The organism is Pseudomonas sp. RV120224-01b (assembly GCF_003208145.1).
GTDB lineage: Bacteria > Pseudomonadota > Gammaproteobacteria > Pseudomonadales > Pseudomonadaceae > Aquipseudomonas > Aquipseudomonas monteilii.
The window spans coordinates 127,895-141,640 of sequence record NZ_QKMQ01000007.1 but is presented as its reverse complement, the minus strand read 5'-3'; the positions used below and the strand labels follow the sequence as shown (position 1 = coordinate 141,640).

Here is a 13,746-nt window from a genome sequence, read left to right as displayed (position 1 = left end):
AGTATCTAACAAAAAGCCTGAGGCAATGAAAATGACTGAGAAATTCGATAAGCATGATGATCAACGTGGCGCCGGCGGCACTGCCGTTCCGAAGAAGCTGATCGCCTACGGTGGCTACTACACCAACAAAACCCCTGACCATGATCCAGAACTGACTGAAACCGGCCCAGGTACCCCAGCTGGTGAATACCTCCGTCGCTTCTGGCACCCGGTCTGCATGTCGCTGGAACTCACCGATACCCCTCGCTTCCTCAAAATCATGGGTGAGGAGCTCGTGGCGTTCCGCGATGGCAGCGGCCAGGTCGGTGTGCTCCATGCCCACTGCTGCCACCGTGGTGCTTCGCTGGAATACGGTGCGATCCAGGAGAAAGGCATCAAGTGCTGCTACCACGGCATGGTCTTCGACGTGGATGGGGCGTGCCTGCATGTGCCATTCCCTGCCGGCGAGGAGAAGGAAGGTGAGAAGTACGCCTGTTCGATCCGCCAGGGCGCCTACAAGGCGTTCGAGCGTCACGGTCTGGTGTTCGCCTACATGGGCCCACCGGATGAAGAACCACCGTTCCCGGAGTGGGAGCAGAACTTCACCGTGATGGAAGGCGACGAGCTGGTGCCTTACAGCAACTTCCAGCACTGCAACTGGCTGCAGGTTCAGGACAACGCGGCGGACAATTTCCACCCGACGGCCTTGCACTCTGCGAAGAACGTGGTGGGTGAAAACTTCCAAGGCACCACCTTCGACGAAGTCGGCGCAGCTTCCATGGAAGTTGCTCCAGACATGCAGTTCATCCCCGTTCACCAAGGCCGCAGCCTGGCCTGTGCCGGCGCTCGTCGCGTGAACGATGACCGTATGTTCCTGCGCATCCAGCACCAGGTGCTGCCAAACCTCAGCCTGCATGCCTACACCTCGGAAGACGGCTCGGCGAAGAAACTGTTCAGCCGCTTCCACATCGTGCGCTGGACAGTGCCGGTGGATGACGAGAACGCCAAGATGATTGGCTGGCGTGTCATGGGCCCTGGCATCGACACCCGCGGCGTGGGTGATAAGAGCATGGTCGGCTACGAGACAATCGACTTCCTGGAAGGCCAGGTCGCCATGCGCCGTCCAGAGCGCTTCGGCAAATACAAGATCGACGATATCCCACCGATCCCGTCCAACCACCGCGAGCGCCACAACTACAAGGAAGCCCAGTACGCACCCGGCGACTACGAGGCGATCATCAGCCAGCGCCCGATCGCGGTGCACGCCTTGGAGAACCCAACCAAGTTCGACGCCGGCCTCTATGCCTTCCGCAAGATGCTGCGTGACGGTATTCGTGGCAGCAACCCTCAAGCGGCGGCAGCTGGCTTTGCACAATGGTTACGCGACATGGGGGGCGAGCCGAACAGCTACTGCACCGGCAACGTGTTCAATATGCCGAGGGCTGCAACCCCCGAGCAGGAGGTCATCAACCGTCGCAAACTGGCCCGCGAAGCCGTAGCGATCCTCACCGAGGCGGACAAGCTCAAAGGCAAGGAGCGCGCCGAGTTCGTCACTGCGCGGTTCGAGCAACTGGAACAGAGCTTCAGAGAACAATAAGAAAAAGCGAGGGCCCTGGCATGCCCAGGGTCCCGTGCCTAGGTGAGAGGTGAATGACGATGACATCCTTAGCAAATCCCAACCCCGCATTGCTGGAGCTGTTGATCCGACGTGTTACCCGCGAAGCCCAAGGGATCAACTCCTACGAACTCGTCGATCCAAAAGGTGGTGCGCTTCCACCATTCACCGCTGGATCGCACATCGACATCCATCTGCCGAATGGAATGGTCAGGCAGTACTCCTTGAGTAACTCGCCCGCCGAGCCGCATCGCTATGTCATTGGTGTGCTGCGAGACGAACGTGGTACCGGTGGCTCGATCGCAGTCCATGAACTGCGGGTAGGGCAGACCGTCAAGGTCAGTGTGCCCCGCAACAACTTCATGCTCAGCAAAGACGCGCGTAGAACGATCCTGCTTGCTGGTGGTATTGGCGTGACGCCCATGAAGTCCATGATGCATGCCCTGGAGTTAGCCAGGCAGGACTATGAACTTCACTATTGCTGCAAGGGCCCCGAATTCGCAGCGTTCTCGGAGGAGATGGAAGACCTGATCGGCGAAGGGAAGGTCACCCTGCATTTCGATGGTGGTGATCCGTCCAAGAGTTTCGATCTGAAGACGTTCCTGAAGGACGCCTCCGACGGGTGTCACGTCTACTACTGCGGGCCTGGCGGCTTCATGAATGCCTGCAAGGAAGCTGCTGCGCACTGGCCTGCCGGGACAGTCCACTTCGAGCATTTCAAGGCGCCGGTGAAGGCCCCGGAGCAACCGAGCTCTGAACAAAGCAACGGGTCGTTTGTAGCGCGCATTGCCAGTACCGGCGAAGAGGTTGTCGTCCAAGCGCACGAGAATCTTGCCCAGGTGCTTCAGGATGCGGGTTATCCAGTTGAGACGTCCTGTCAATCCGGGTTGTGTGGTACCTGCAAGATACGGTACCTGGAAGGGGAGGTTGACCATCAAGACTACATCCTCGACGACTCGGAAAAGAGCACCTGCCTGACCGCGTGCGTGTCTCGTGCGAAGTCAAAATCCATTGTTCTGGATTTGTAACCGGTAGCCCCTGCTACTGGTAACCCTGGTTAGGTGGAGCTATGGATCTGGTTAAACTGGAGAGCTTTGTGGCTACAGTCGATTGCGGCACCGTCAGCGCCGCAGCCGTGAAGCTCAACATAGGTCAGCCGGCTGTGACGAAGCATTTGAACGCGCTTGAGGCAGATTTAGGGGTAATTCTTTTCGACAGGTCATCGAGGAGAACGACCTTGAGCTCTGAAGGAGAAAAGGTGCTGTGTGTTGCTCGCCAGGTGGTGGGTGCGATCAGGCTGCTTAGGGAGGAGCTCTCAGCGCATCAGTAACGGTTTCAAGGTTGCATATGGAACTTGGCCTCGGTAGGTGGTTTCTGCCGAGGCATTTTTTTGCTCGCAAAGAGAATGGCGGTTCAGGTGTCGGAGATGGGGGCCCGCCATGTGAGATGAAGGACAAGGGTGGCGAAGAAAATGAAAGGTAGCCCAACCGCCATGGTGATTTTCATCCAAAGCACCGAGCCGGCGCCTCCGCCAACCAAGAATGCTAGGCACAGGAACCAAACATCGGATAACCGTCGGCTGGGCCTGATTAGAAAGTCGAGCATCTGCTTCATGGTAACTTCGATTCCTTGTGGATTATCAGGCGCTTCCTGTCGAGCCAGCCTTGAGTTTCGTAGCGATCTGGCACCTCGCCCTGCACTGGGCGTTCCTCTTAAGTGAGAAAGCGATCTGCCGTGAGCAGCACAGCGATGACGATCATGAGCGCCCCTGAGAGACGATTTACCATGACAGCGGCCTTTGGTCGGGTGCCCAGAACCCTGCGTGCGCCATAGCCCACTGCAAAGTAGACGATCGAGCAGCTGACAATGTGCAGCAGGCCAAGCGCGAGAATTTGCATGAACACCGGCCACCCAGCGAGCGGGTTGGTGAACTGGGGCAGCAGCGCAAGAAACAGAAGTGCGACCTTGGGATTCAGGCCGCTGATGCACAGTCCCTTGACTGCCCATTCCTTCCAGTTGCCGTCATCAACCCCGTCGCCTTTCTCAGGCACCGACGGCTTGAACAGCATGTTGATGCCTAACCAGAACAGGTAGACAGCGCCCAGCAGTGTCAGCGTGGTGAGCGCAAACGGCACCTGCGTCAGCAACCCCCCCACGCCTGCTGCGACCAGGATGATCAGGAGCATATGACCTGAAAGCATGCCTGCGACCGCAGGCACGACGACGCGCCCCTTCAAACCGGCAGAGATGGCATACGCCCAATCCACGCCAGGGGTGATGATGAGGAGGAACGACACAACCCAGAATGCCGCCAGTACGGATAAAGTCACGCTTCTCTACCTTCTTGCCAGGCCTTTGAGGCATGTTTTGCCTCGTTTCGGAGAGTTAGAAGGATAGGGAAATTTAAGAGGAATTATCTGTTAAAGTTGGCTCAATAGGTTTTAAGTCTTGGAAGGATTTTTTGGATGGATCGAATTGACAGGGAGATTCTTGCTGAACTCCAAAGGGATGGTCGGCAATCACTTACGGAGCTGGCAGAACGGGTGGGCCTGAGCCTCTCTCCGTGCCACCGTCGAGTACGCGCGCTGGAGGAGGCGGGCATCATCCAAGGCTACCGTGCGCAGCTTTCCGCAACGGGGCTCGGCCTGAATTTCTCGTCCATCGTGTTCGTGACGCTGCGAGAGGGGCATCAGCAAGCCGTCGCTGAGTTTGAAGCGGCGCTGCCGGATATTTCTGCCATCATCCAAGCGCAGCGCTTGTTCGGCGATCCGGACTACATGTTGATGGTGGTGACCGCTGATCTTCCCGCGTTTCAGAAACTATATGATGAAGAGCTATCCAGGCTCCCTAACGTGCAACGTTTGATTTCCACCCTCGTTATGAAAAACGTGATAACTGATCGCCCACTTCCGTTCTCGTGAGCAGCAGAGAGAGGTGCACAGGCTTAAGGAAGATGCTTTGGAGAACTCAGAGACTGTTTCTCAGGTGAGTAGCTCTTGGCGGGTATGTTCTGAATCTATTGGGTTATAGGAGGCTGAGCTGTATCCTTGATGGGCAATCATATGAAATCCAAAAGTAACGAGGTTTGATTTTCACTACAAAACTAGAGTCAGGTATGTATTGTCGAGTGGGAGCTCAGCAGATAAAGCCTTACTATCATTTATCAGGTAACCATTTACAGAGCTGGTCTTCCGGGGGCCTTGTACCCTGCAAGACCATATGTTTTGGCCATTGGGTCGCTTCATGTGAAGATTTAGCTTTTCAAACTGACGTTGAACATGGCGCCAGGCTGGTATTCCATTTTCTCCGGAAAAATTCCTTTGCTCGCTAACGTAAAGCTGGAAGAGCCCTGGCGTGACTAGGAAGTATGTCCCATTTACGACATGAATCTTGGCCTTGCTGTCGTTGATGAGTAAGCGATGGCTTCTGAGCCCATCCTTTAGCCAGTTGACGAACGGCTGGCTGATTGAATGAGTGAATGCAGCGTCAGGCGCTGCAGGTTCTGATTCATTTTCGGGTTCGCTAGTAGCTTGCAACATAGCCATCAAATCATCCAGATAATCAACCTCCTGAATTGATGACATGGAGGCCAAGCCCTCGGTAGGGCGTTGCAAGGGCGCTGCTAGGGGCTGGTCGGCGACACTGTTTAAAGCATCAAGGCCAACTTCGAACTTTATCGATCCTGCAAAGCACGGCGGACGTATTTCATCAGCCCAGATCAAGCTGGGTTGCAGGCGCAAGAATGTGAAGCGATGCTCCCACCCTTCGTTGACGACTGTTGCGCTCCAAACCGCCCTACCGTCGGGAGTTGGCTCTACGAGCCCATGCGATTGAAGCTCATCAAACAGGGCGATGTTGCTAGTGGGGATGCCATCTACTGATTGAGCCAGCAAATGAGCGCGCAGCTTGTCAGTCGCGGTCTTACTGACTAACCACAGGTGCTCCTCGGTCAACCAGCCAGCTGCGCCGGGCTGGTTCAGCTTGAACTCATTTTTAACGAGATGTCGTAAGCCCATGAGCAGGTGGTGCTGGAGCGAGTGTTTGGGTGCTTGCAATGCTTTGACGGGATTGCCTCCGATGTTCTGCGCGGTGGATACCCGGTCAGCTTGCAGCACCAGTTCTCCGAGGGGCCCTGCGTGCTCGTAGTGGTCGGCTAGCAGGAAAAGCAATTGGCTCCACAATTCGGGGTAACCGCTGAGCCAGTCGAGCAGCGCGTGCGATAGGATCTGGGTATAGAGCAACCCTGCCGCGGCGCCGTGCAGTTTGTAATCGCGGCCTGGCTTGTAACGAAAACGGTAGGGCTGGTTCAGCGGGCCATGCCAAGGATGCCAGCACTCACCGTTCTGGTACTCCACCTGTACGTCGACGGCGATTTTACCGATGTCATGGAGCAGGGCACCATACGCGATCGCGGCGCTCCAGGCGTCGGCCTGTGCGGCCTGGTCTTCCGGTGCTGCGCCACTGGGGAGGAGGTAGGACTGGCGAAGTTTCAGGCTGCACGCCACCAGCTCCAACCCGTGATCGAGCATGCCCCCGGGATAGGCGTGATGATGGCTTTCGCTGGCCGGGACTTGCTGTACGAAGCTAGCGTAGCGGCGGATGGGCTCGAGGTAGAGTCGATCAAACTGCGCTTCGGAAAGGGCCGTATACTGCCAGATACGTTCGAGCAGCTTTCTCCGGTGATCGGCGGAGAGTAGAGATTCGGCCGACTGCGGGAGCATGAAGCCCTCGGCGAAGGGAGTGAGGGTGGGCTCTGCCGCCTCACCTTTTTGACGTGTTAACCACCAGCGTTTCATCGCATGACCTGCTGCTTCTTCGGGAGGTCCTTTTGCCTTTTTGGATAAGCCTCTTACCCTTGCGGCCCCTTCCATTGCTGCCGTTACCCTTTACCGGCTTGGCCTTTTGTGTGTGTAATAAATCGAAGAAAGGCGCATCGGGATCGGCAGCCTATCGAAATAGCGGACCCTTTGTTCAGGGGGTAGACTGCCTGGCATGATTTCTAGGCTTTGTACGAAAAGTGCCTGCGCGACGATCATGCTGCGTTGAAAACACAGCTGATGCACCAGCCCGGTCGGAATGCTCACTGACTACAGTCAAGTCGAGCGCGACTCTGACCGTCTCTCGCCTTTTTCGCCTTGCCTGATCACCGCTCGGCGACTTTTCTGTCAACTGCTGGCATCTCATTCACTCGAAGCGCTTGTAGCCCTCGAGCGCTTTTTCATGCTCGTCTGCCTGTCTTTTCAGCTTTGCCTGATAGTGGGCATATTCCGTCAGCGCTGCGACCGAAGTGCCGTTTAGTTGGTCGAGCAGGGCAACCTTCTGCTTGAAGGGGTTGCGCTGTGGACCGGGGAAACACTGGCGGTCGAGAAGCTGCAGGAACAAGGTCAGTACTTTGGCTGGAGCGGGCGCGTTGTCCAGCAGTGCCAGTGACAGCGGTTTCCAGTGCAGCAGGTCCTGTTCCACCTCGGCCCAGGGGTAAAGCAGGCTGGCCAGGAGCGGGTAGTGCTCATCGGGCTGCGTGTTGCACCAGGCTACAAGCTGTTCGGGGTCGGCGTTTGCAAATGGGGCGATACCTTGGCGGATGCCGTGCAGGCGTTCGAGTAGTTGTCGGTCGTTGTTCCGGGCCGCATCGGCCAGCATCTGCAAAGCCAGGCAAGGATGAGCATCGATCAGCGAGACAACTACTCGCAAGGGGACATCCCGGCTTCCCTGCTTGGTTTTGCCTTGCTCAAGCAGGTAAGTGATGGTTTTTCGAGCCAGCGCCCCACTGTCCGCGCAACACATCGCTACCTCGACGGTCGCTTCCAGTTTAAAGGGGCGACAAGGCTGCGCGGGCACATCGTCAAGGTAGCGAGTGAGCAGGTCGGCGGCCATGCTAGCCCAGTGTGAACAGTCCCGGTGGTCGAGCGACGCCTGGAACAAGCGTGACTCGAGCAGATCCAGCGCTGCCGGAAGGCCGTCGGGAAGGGCGGCGATGTCGTAGATCAGTGTGCGCAATGTCTCCTGAGAAATCTCCAGGTAATCAAGCATATAGGTCAGTTCTGCAATGACCGTGAGGGGTATGCGGGTCAGATTGGCATGGATTGCGAGCGCGACATCCTGAGCGTTCCCATATGTGAAAAAATACAGATGGATGAGGTACGGACTGAGCGTGGGCTGCAGGTGGAAATCTGCTGCCAGCTCATCCAGGGCAGTGGGGTTTGCGTGTGCCATACCGTGGATGAACCCTTGAATGAAGCTAAGGTTCAGGCCCTTTTCAGGCGTGGCATCGACAATCTGCTGCCAGACGTTTTGAGGCAGCAAAGTGCCCGTGCAAAGGTGGAAACCGAGGTGCCCGGCCGAGTTGGGGCTTGATAGCACGACAGGCAAAAGCTGTGGCAACTGCTGTGGCTCGGTTAACAGCGCCTCGGCCAGGCGTCGCTGATCCTGCTCCAGTCGTGCCATGCGAGCGTCGGAAATAGCACGGCGCGGCTTATCGGCAATGTCGGGTGAGTTGATCGAAAGTTCGATCAGCGCATCGATACCGGAAGGTGTCAGCACTTCGATGGCGGCTTCGAGTTGCTGTTGCTGAAAGTCGCCGAGGTTCAGGTCTGGCGCATCGAGCAGGCCGATGAGGGCACCCCTGGCCTCGTTCCACCACTCGGTTTGCGCCAGTTGCCTGAAGTATTCCTGCAGGCAGTGTGCGGACTGCTTGAAACGCAGCAGGCTTCTGGCGTGTGCAAGGATCGTCGCTCTTGCCGGCGCGGCGCCTGGGCCTGGTGCCAAGGCCAGCACACAGGCCATTTGCAGCGTTTGACCTATCCATATCTCCGGTTTTTCCCTGGCCGCTGGCACCTTGGTATCGACAGGCGGCTGCGCCGCCAGAAAGGCGTCGGCGAGAATTGGGAAATGCTCAAGTTCGAGCAGCCCTTTCAGCGCGCGTTCCCCAACCCAACTGTCTGGACCGTTGAGCAGCGACCTTGCGACATCCAGGCGCAGTACGAGTGGAGCTTCGGTGCCCCAGCTGGCAAAGTGGAACAGGCACTCGACAAAGCGCAGTACATACTCGCGTTCATCGCTATTGCAGGACGTGCGTTTGGCCAGGTGCACCAGCAGGTCTATGGCTTGGGCGAAATGCTCGGTCTTTCTTGCCAACGCGTTCACGGTCAGGGTAATGAAGCGTCGGCTGTCGATATCGATGGCGGATTGCGGTGTCACCAGCTTTCCCAATAGTGCCAGCGACTCACTGGGAGCCAAGAGCGCGATGTAGCTGAACATCCGCCACTCTTCCCGATTCAACTTTGACGCGCTGCCCAGCCATCCGCCACCGTTGAACCAGCGTTTTACCAATTGAACTGCACGATCGTTTTCGCCCAAGTAGTTGAGCCTGTGACAGAAAGAGAGCTTTAGGCGGCCCGGTGCATCGTTGAACATCTGCTCGATAGATCGCGGCGGTATTGCCTTGAGGGCCTGAACAGCAAGCCGATTGGCAATCGCTTCAGGGAGTAATGCGCGATAGAACCCACGCTCCTGAATCAAGCCACGGTTGTGCAGCCTTGAGATCTGGCGATAGAACTGACTGGCGTCCATCTGGGCCAAGGGGGCGAGGTGCAATGACTCGTCGTCCTCGAGTAGTTCGCCGTCAACAGCGAACGAGTAGACCAGTGCGGCCACCTCTGCCGCGTCTTCCAGCGCGGGATCCTCGGCCTTCCCCTGGCGCAGTATGCGGTAGAGCAGTTCGGTATCGTTCAAGGTCGATACGTCCTTGCCATGCTCGGCGCTAGCACCCAGCCACAGTGCGATCCGGGCATTGCCACCTGCGAACCTGGCAATGCGGGAGACAGCCAGTCCATTGAGTTGCGGATGGCTGCGTTGAACCAGCACTTGAATCATCGCGTCCGACGAAGGATGCAGTGTGTACAGATTGTCGTAGGACTCGTCTGGCTGCCTGATCTCGTGTTCGATCGTCAGGACGCTAACCTTCAGCGCCAGCCTGCTTACGCGCTCTTTCAATGCAAGGTGCAGTTCTGGTGGGCAGTTGTCGATTATCAGGATGGGATAAGGCTCGCTGTCGCACAACAACGAGGCCATTTCGTCAGGTTGGGGTGTCAGCGACAAGCCAATGTCACCGTAGACCCCGCTATGGGCGGGTAGCGGTTGGGCACCAACGCCGTCTTCGAACAATGCTTGCGCCAGGCGCGTCTTGCCTGTGCCTGGGAGACCCAGCAAGCGTACGATGCTGCCGGGCAGGGCCAGTGCTGTGCGGATGCTGTCCACTGCTTGTGCCACGCTCAGCGGCGCTGGATGCCCTGGGCATTCGACCCGTGGCTGGTCGTCGCACAGGTAGGCAGACGCCTGGCTTTGCTGGGCGACGGCCAGCGCTGGCTGCCAGTTGCCAATGGGGCGCTTGACCGTTTTGCGCACCCAGATGACCAGACCAGGGTAGCCGCGCACGGCCGTGGCCAGTGTGCTGGCATCGTAAAAGTCGACCTTGATCATGCCTTTCAAGCCGTTCTGATCAAGGGCAGCCTCCATCGCCTCGACCCTTGGCACGATCAACTCACTGGCAATCGATTTACCGCAGACGATCACATAGGCGCCGGCCACACGTGCCAGCGCTCGGACCACCTGGCGCAATTGTTGGTCAGGGCACATCTCTGCCTTGATCTTTTCTGCGGTGATATTGTTTTTCTTGACCTGAAACACCGTGTCGGGACGGGGAATGAAGCCATCGGGGCGCGCCTGGCCGAACGCGCTGACACGAACATCCACACCGCCATCCTTGGATTTTTGGTCGCCGCCCCAACGCGCATTGAGCGCAGATTGCCCAGCACCACGCTGTTCGTACTCTGCTAGCAACCCCACGAGTGTGCGCAGCTCGTGGTCAGCCAGCGCTTCGATGTCCTTGTCCGTGATTTCCAGCATGAGTTCCCTGCAGTTCTAGACGCTTGGCCGATGGATGCAAACCTGGCGCAGGATACTGACAAGCGGAAAACATTTCGAGCAAGGCGACACGGCTGGTAAGCTCGATGGCAAACACTGGGGCTAGGCTCTGCACGAAAAGTGCCTGCGTGACGATCATGCTGCGTTGAAAACAGGCTCGGAATGCTCATTTACAATCCGTAAACTCCGCTTCCTCGCCTGTTTTCTCTTTGCCTAATCGCCGCTCGGCGACTTTTCTTACAAACCCTAGGGCAGGGGGGCGGATGACGTTGAGTGATGCGGTATTGGTCGTGTTGTTGGCTGATCGGATCCATGGCACGGATGCGGCCATACGATCTGCGGCCAAGCGCTGTGCGAAAAAACTGCCCCGCAGCCAGCGCGATATCGTGTTTCAGATCGGGAACAGCACAAACCCGCGGCAACTTGTGGCGCACCTGTGTCAGCACTTGTCTGATTGAGCGACTAGGCGAGGTCGTTTTAACTGGCTCTTCTCAAGAGCGTGTGCACTGTGCCTTAACCCGCGGCTAAAATCCGCAGTCTCAGTTATTATCCCAGCACTTGTCCCACACCTAGGAACCTTATTCATGTCCAAACTTGCCGAGTTCAAAGCACTGGAAGCGCAACTGGCCGCGCAGTTGCAACAGCTGGATGCAATGAAAAACGACTCCGGTTTGAGGCAAGAGATCGAGTTTGAACAGAAGCTCAAAGCGTTGCTGGAAGAGTACGGCATGAACCTTCGCCAGGTAATTAGCATTCTGGATCCGGCCAAGGGCCTGAGCGTACCGACCGCGAGTGCGTCCAGCAGCAGCCAGCGCAAGCCTCGCGAGCTTAAACGCTACAAGCATCCGCAGAGCGGTGAGGTTGTGGAAACTAAGGGCGGCAACCACAAGATTCTCAAGCAGTGGAAGCAGGAGCACGGCTCGGACACCGTGGAGAGCTGGCTGCAGTAATCACTGACTTCCTGACTGCGGCAGGTGCCGCGTAGCAGACAAAACAAAGGCCCCGGGTAGGGGCCTTTTTGCTTGGTGTGAAATCACTCGGTGAGGCGTGCGGGTGTATCCGTCGCTTGATCGGACTGCAACGCCAACAGGTACTCAGAGGCTTCCCGGGCCTGACCGCTGGCGCGGAAAATGGCTCGTTTGTCTTCCTTGAGTATCTTCAGCCAGGATGCCAGGTATTCCTCGTGACGCAACTCGCCTTTGGTGCCGGTCAGCGCGCAGAGAAACGCGGCGCCCATTTCCGCGACCAGCTCCTCAAAGGCATACGCCGTGGAGCCGAATACATGCCCGCCGGTGATACCTTCACGGTTCAGACGCGACCGGTGGCCCGACCAGTGTGTCAGCTCATGCAGGGCCGTCGCGTAGTAACTGCCGACGTCCTCGAACTGGGCCTTGGTCGGCAATTGGATGCGATCACGCAACGGCTGATAAAACGCGTCATCGCTGTAGCGATGCTCGATGCGCGCCCCGCTGGCGATCAGCAGTTGCTCGGCCGGTTCATGATCAATGAAGGTCGCGGGCTCGGCGTGCTCAGCGGAATCTGGCTCCTCCTCAGGCAAGCCTTCGGTCTGCTCGACGTTGAAAAGGCAGTGCGTGCGTAGGAGTGCGAACTGCACCAATTTGATGTTGCCCTGTTCATCGCGAACGACCTGGCCGTCCTCGTCATGCGCCTCTTTGCTCATCGGTTTGTATAGTACCGCGAGGGTGGATTGCTCGCCCTTGCGCACATGGGCGCCAGCCTTGCGTGCCTGATTGAAGGTCAGCCAGCGATCCTGGGTGAAGCCTCGCAGGCGGGCCTCTGCCCATAACAGTGGAACGTTGATGCCAGCGTAGGGCCGCCGGGTGATGGCGTTGATGGGAAATGGCGAGTCAGCACTCGAGCATGTAGTGGTCCAGGGTTTAATCCAGGGGATCACGCCCTGACTCAGGGCACTGACGATCTTGTTGGTGACTTCCAGGTAGATATCGGACATGGCGTTCTCCGGTCGGAAGGGGGAACGCTGCCCGTCCGGGAAGGGTTCCCGGGGGGTAGAGGGGGCAGTGAAGGAGCTAACGGGGTCAGAGGGCGGCGATGTCTACCGCGCTCTCATCAGGGAGTCGGATGAGCAAAAACGTCGGGCCGCTGCGTGGTGTGACATGAGCCAGCTGAAGCTGCGGCAGATGGGCGATTAATGAGGAGCCATTGCTCTGCAGGTCGAGTTGCAGTTCTATGGGACGGTGCAGGGCGAGCGGTGCAGAAGTCAGCGCGCTATTGATCAGTTCTGCCAAGCGCAGTGCGGACTGTCCAATCGGTTCCTCGCCTATGGCAGTTTCAATGAACTGCCGCCAAACACCTGGGCTCAGCACAATGGCAGTGGAGAGGTGGTTCATCCTGGACATTGTGGCCTCCGGTTAGCAGATTCCGCGTCACCTTTTTGAGGTTTGGTGTGCATTTGCACGATCCGATCAACCTGCCGAGCAGGTAGCGTTCGTCCATTAAAACGCGTCCGAACGTGGGGTCAATCTCCGATTTTGACCTCGTTAGAGCGGGGCCATCCAGGGTCTTCCAAGGAAGACTATCGGCCTTTAATTTCCTGACTAGCGGCGATCTCCAGTCAGTCTGAACATGGTGCGGAATGCCTCCCGAGAGGTCTGCTAGGTGCCTCTCGGGAAGCGCTACGTGCTCGCTTTTACGTTCAAGGTTTTCCCGCGGGATCAACCTCGGCGGCCAGGTACAGGTGGGTGGAGGTGGCCTCCACCACCAGCGATCCAGCAGTGCCGCGAAGGCTGGCGAGAACGGGGTCATCGATGTCAAAGTACTCGGCAAAATCATCGCCGCCGAACTCATCGCGGGCGCGATTCCACCAGGTGTCGAAGTCGTCGACGGCAGGGTTGCAACCGGTGGCGTAGGCGACGCGTTTACGGCCACCGCCATCCGGTTTGCTTTCACCGACCTCGGAGATGAGGTAGACGCCGTGGTCTTTGACCAATATCACTCTGCAACCGTTGATACCGGCCTCTGCTAATACAGCGTGAAGTTCTGTGCCTGTGAAACGCAGCATGATGAGATCCTCCAGAAGGTGCGGAGGAATGCCACCCATGCGGGAGAACTCCCAGCACTGGAATGGATTGGGTAAGGTGAGTCGAAGACTCTGGCTCAGTGAGCTTTGGCAATCAGAAAGCGTTCACCACCGGGGAACGGTGACCATGCGAGCTGCCGAACGCGAATCGCATTTGGGGATAACCATCACG

At 57.6% G+C, this 13,746-nt stretch carries 12 protein-coding genes; 6 read left to right on the top strand and 6 right to left on the bottom strand.

The window, feature by feature from the left end; all coding sequences use genetic code 11:
* The first annotated feature begins 31 nt into the window (after positions 1–31).
* The 3 genes from N436_RS13410 to N436_RS13400 are packed head-to-tail and all read left to right on the top strand — an operon-like array spanning position 32 to position 2,924.
* Positions 32–1,576 (top strand): Rieske 2Fe-2S domain-containing protein, encoded by a 1,545-nt coding sequence (locus N436_RS13410; RefSeq protein ID WP_110741256.1) that lies wholly within the window; start codon positions 32–34, stop codon positions 1,574–1,576.
* A 53-nt stretch (positions 1,577–1,629) separates the two neighbouring features.
* Positions 1,630–2,622, top strand: coding sequence for a PDR/VanB family oxidoreductase (locus N436_RS13405; RefSeq protein ID WP_110741255.1), 993 nt, complete (start codon positions 1,630–1,632; stop codon positions 2,620–2,622).
* Between the two features lie 41 nt (positions 2,623–2,663).
* On the top strand, positions 2,664–2,924 hold the full coding sequence (locus tag N436_RS13400) for a LysR family transcriptional regulator (RefSeq protein ID WP_110741254.1): 261 nt from the start codon (positions 2,664–2,666) through the stop codon (positions 2,922–2,924).
* Positions 2,925–3,306: 382 nt separating this feature from the next.
* On the opposite strand, the gene N436_RS13390 is transcribed toward N436_RS13400, so the two are convergent.
* Entirely contained in the window at positions 3,307–3,924 is a 618-nt protein-coding gene (locus N436_RS13390; RefSeq protein ID WP_110741252.1) for a LysE family translocator, read from the bottom strand.
* A gap of 135 nt (positions 3,925–4,059) precedes the next feature.
* On the opposite strand from N436_RS13390, the gene N436_RS13385 reads away from it, so the two are divergent.
* On the top strand, positions 4,060–4,515 hold the full coding sequence (locus tag N436_RS13385; protein ID WP_110741251.1) for an Lrp/AsnC family transcriptional regulator: 456 nt from the start codon (positions 4,060–4,062) through the stop codon (positions 4,513–4,515).
* A 174-nt stretch (positions 4,516–4,689) separates the two neighbouring features.
* Here N436_RS13385 and mobH read toward each other — a convergent pair whose 3' ends face one another.
* Positions 4,690–6,390, bottom strand: coding sequence for a MobH family relaxase (mobH, locus tag N436_RS13380; protein WP_110741250.1), 1,701 nt, complete (start codon positions 6,388–6,390; stop codon positions 4,690–4,692).
* Between the two features lie 388 nt (positions 6,391–6,778).
* Positions 6,779–10,498: a hypothetical protein gene (locus N436_RS13375; RefSeq protein ID WP_110741249.1), complete on the bottom strand. Its 3,720-nt coding sequence runs from the start codon at positions 10,496–10,498 to the stop codon at positions 6,779–6,781.
* A 281-nt stretch (positions 10,499–10,779) separates the two neighbouring features.
* Between N436_RS13375 and N436_RS28740 the strand changes: the two genes are divergently transcribed.
* Positions 10,780–10,974 (top strand): hypothetical protein, encoded by a 195-nt coding sequence (locus N436_RS28740; RefSeq protein ID WP_110741248.1) that lies wholly within the window; start codon positions 10,780–10,782, stop codon positions 10,972–10,974.
* Between the two features lie 126 nt (positions 10,975–11,100).
* Positions 11,101–11,466 carry a histone-like nucleoid-structuring protein, MvaT/MvaU family gene (locus N436_RS13365; protein ID WP_110741247.1) on the top strand — a complete coding sequence of 122 codons (366 nt, stop codon included), beginning with the start codon at positions 11,101–11,103 and terminating at the stop codon, positions 11,464–11,466.
* 83 nt (positions 11,467–11,549) lie between these two features.
* Here N436_RS13365 and N436_RS13360 read toward each other — a convergent pair whose 3' ends face one another.
* The 3 genes from N436_RS13360 to N436_RS13350 all read right to left on the bottom strand — a co-directional run bounded on the left by N436_RS13360 (position 11,550) and on the right by N436_RS13350 (position 13,556).
* Positions 11,550–12,488, bottom strand: a complete 939-nt coding sequence (locus tag N436_RS13360; RefSeq protein ID WP_110741246.1) for an ArdC family protein — start codon at positions 12,486–12,488, stop codon at positions 11,550–11,552.
* 85 nt (positions 12,489–12,573) lie between these two features.
* Complete coding sequence (locus N436_RS13355; protein WP_256589954.1) at positions 12,574–12,894, bottom strand: hypothetical protein; 321 nt, start codon at positions 12,892–12,894, stop codon at positions 12,574–12,576.
* Between the two features lie 296 nt (positions 12,895–13,190).
* On the bottom strand, positions 13,191–13,556 hold the full coding sequence (locus N436_RS13350) for a DUF3085 domain-containing protein (RefSeq protein ID WP_110741245.1): 366 nt from the start codon (positions 13,554–13,556) through the stop codon (positions 13,191–13,193).
* Positions 13,557–13,746: the final 190 nt, after the last annotated feature.

What these genes read in the sequence shown, in the direction of transcription:
- N436_RS13410 (WP_110741256.1), top strand. Translation starts at nt 32, where the DNA reads ATGACTGAGAAATTCGATAAGCATGATGATCAACGTGGCGCCGGCGGC.
- N436_RS13405 (WP_110741255.1), top strand. Translation starts at nt 1,630, where the DNA reads ATGACGATGACATCCTTAGCAAATCCCAACCCCGCATTGCTGGAGCTG.
- N436_RS13400 (WP_110741254.1), top strand. Translation starts at nt 2,664, where the DNA reads ATGGATCTGGTTAAACTGGAGAGCTTTGTGGCTACAGTCGATTGCGGC.
- N436_RS13385 (WP_110741251.1), top strand. Translation starts at nt 4,060, where the DNA reads ATGGATCGAATTGACAGGGAGATTCTTGCTGAACTCCAAAGGGATGGT.
- mobH (WP_110741250.1), bottom strand. Translation starts at nt 6,390, where the DNA reads ATGAAACGCTGGTGGTTAACACGTCAAAAAGGTGAGGCGGCAGAGCCC.
- N436_RS13375 (WP_110741249.1), bottom strand. Translation starts at nt 10,498, where the DNA reads ATGCTGGAAATCACGGACAAGGACATCGAAGCGCTGGCTGACCACGAG.
- N436_RS28740 (WP_110741248.1), top strand. Translation starts at nt 10,780, where the DNA reads ATGACGTTGAGTGATGCGGTATTGGTCGTGTTGTTGGCTGATCGGATC.
- N436_RS13365 (WP_110741247.1), top strand. Translation starts at nt 11,101, where the DNA reads ATGTCCAAACTTGCCGAGTTCAAAGCACTGGAAGCGCAACTGGCCGCG.
- N436_RS13360 (WP_110741246.1), bottom strand. Translation starts at nt 12,488, where the DNA reads ATGTCCGATATCTACCTGGAAGTCACCAACAAGATCGTCAGTGCCCTG.
- N436_RS13355 (WP_256589954.1), bottom strand. Translation starts at nt 12,894, where the DNA reads ATGTCCAGGATGAACCACCTCTCCACTGCCATTGTGCTGAGCCCAGGT.
- N436_RS13350 (WP_110741245.1), bottom strand. Translation starts at nt 13,556, where the DNA reads ATGCTGCGTTTCACAGGCACAGAACTTCACGCTGTATTAGCAGAGGCC.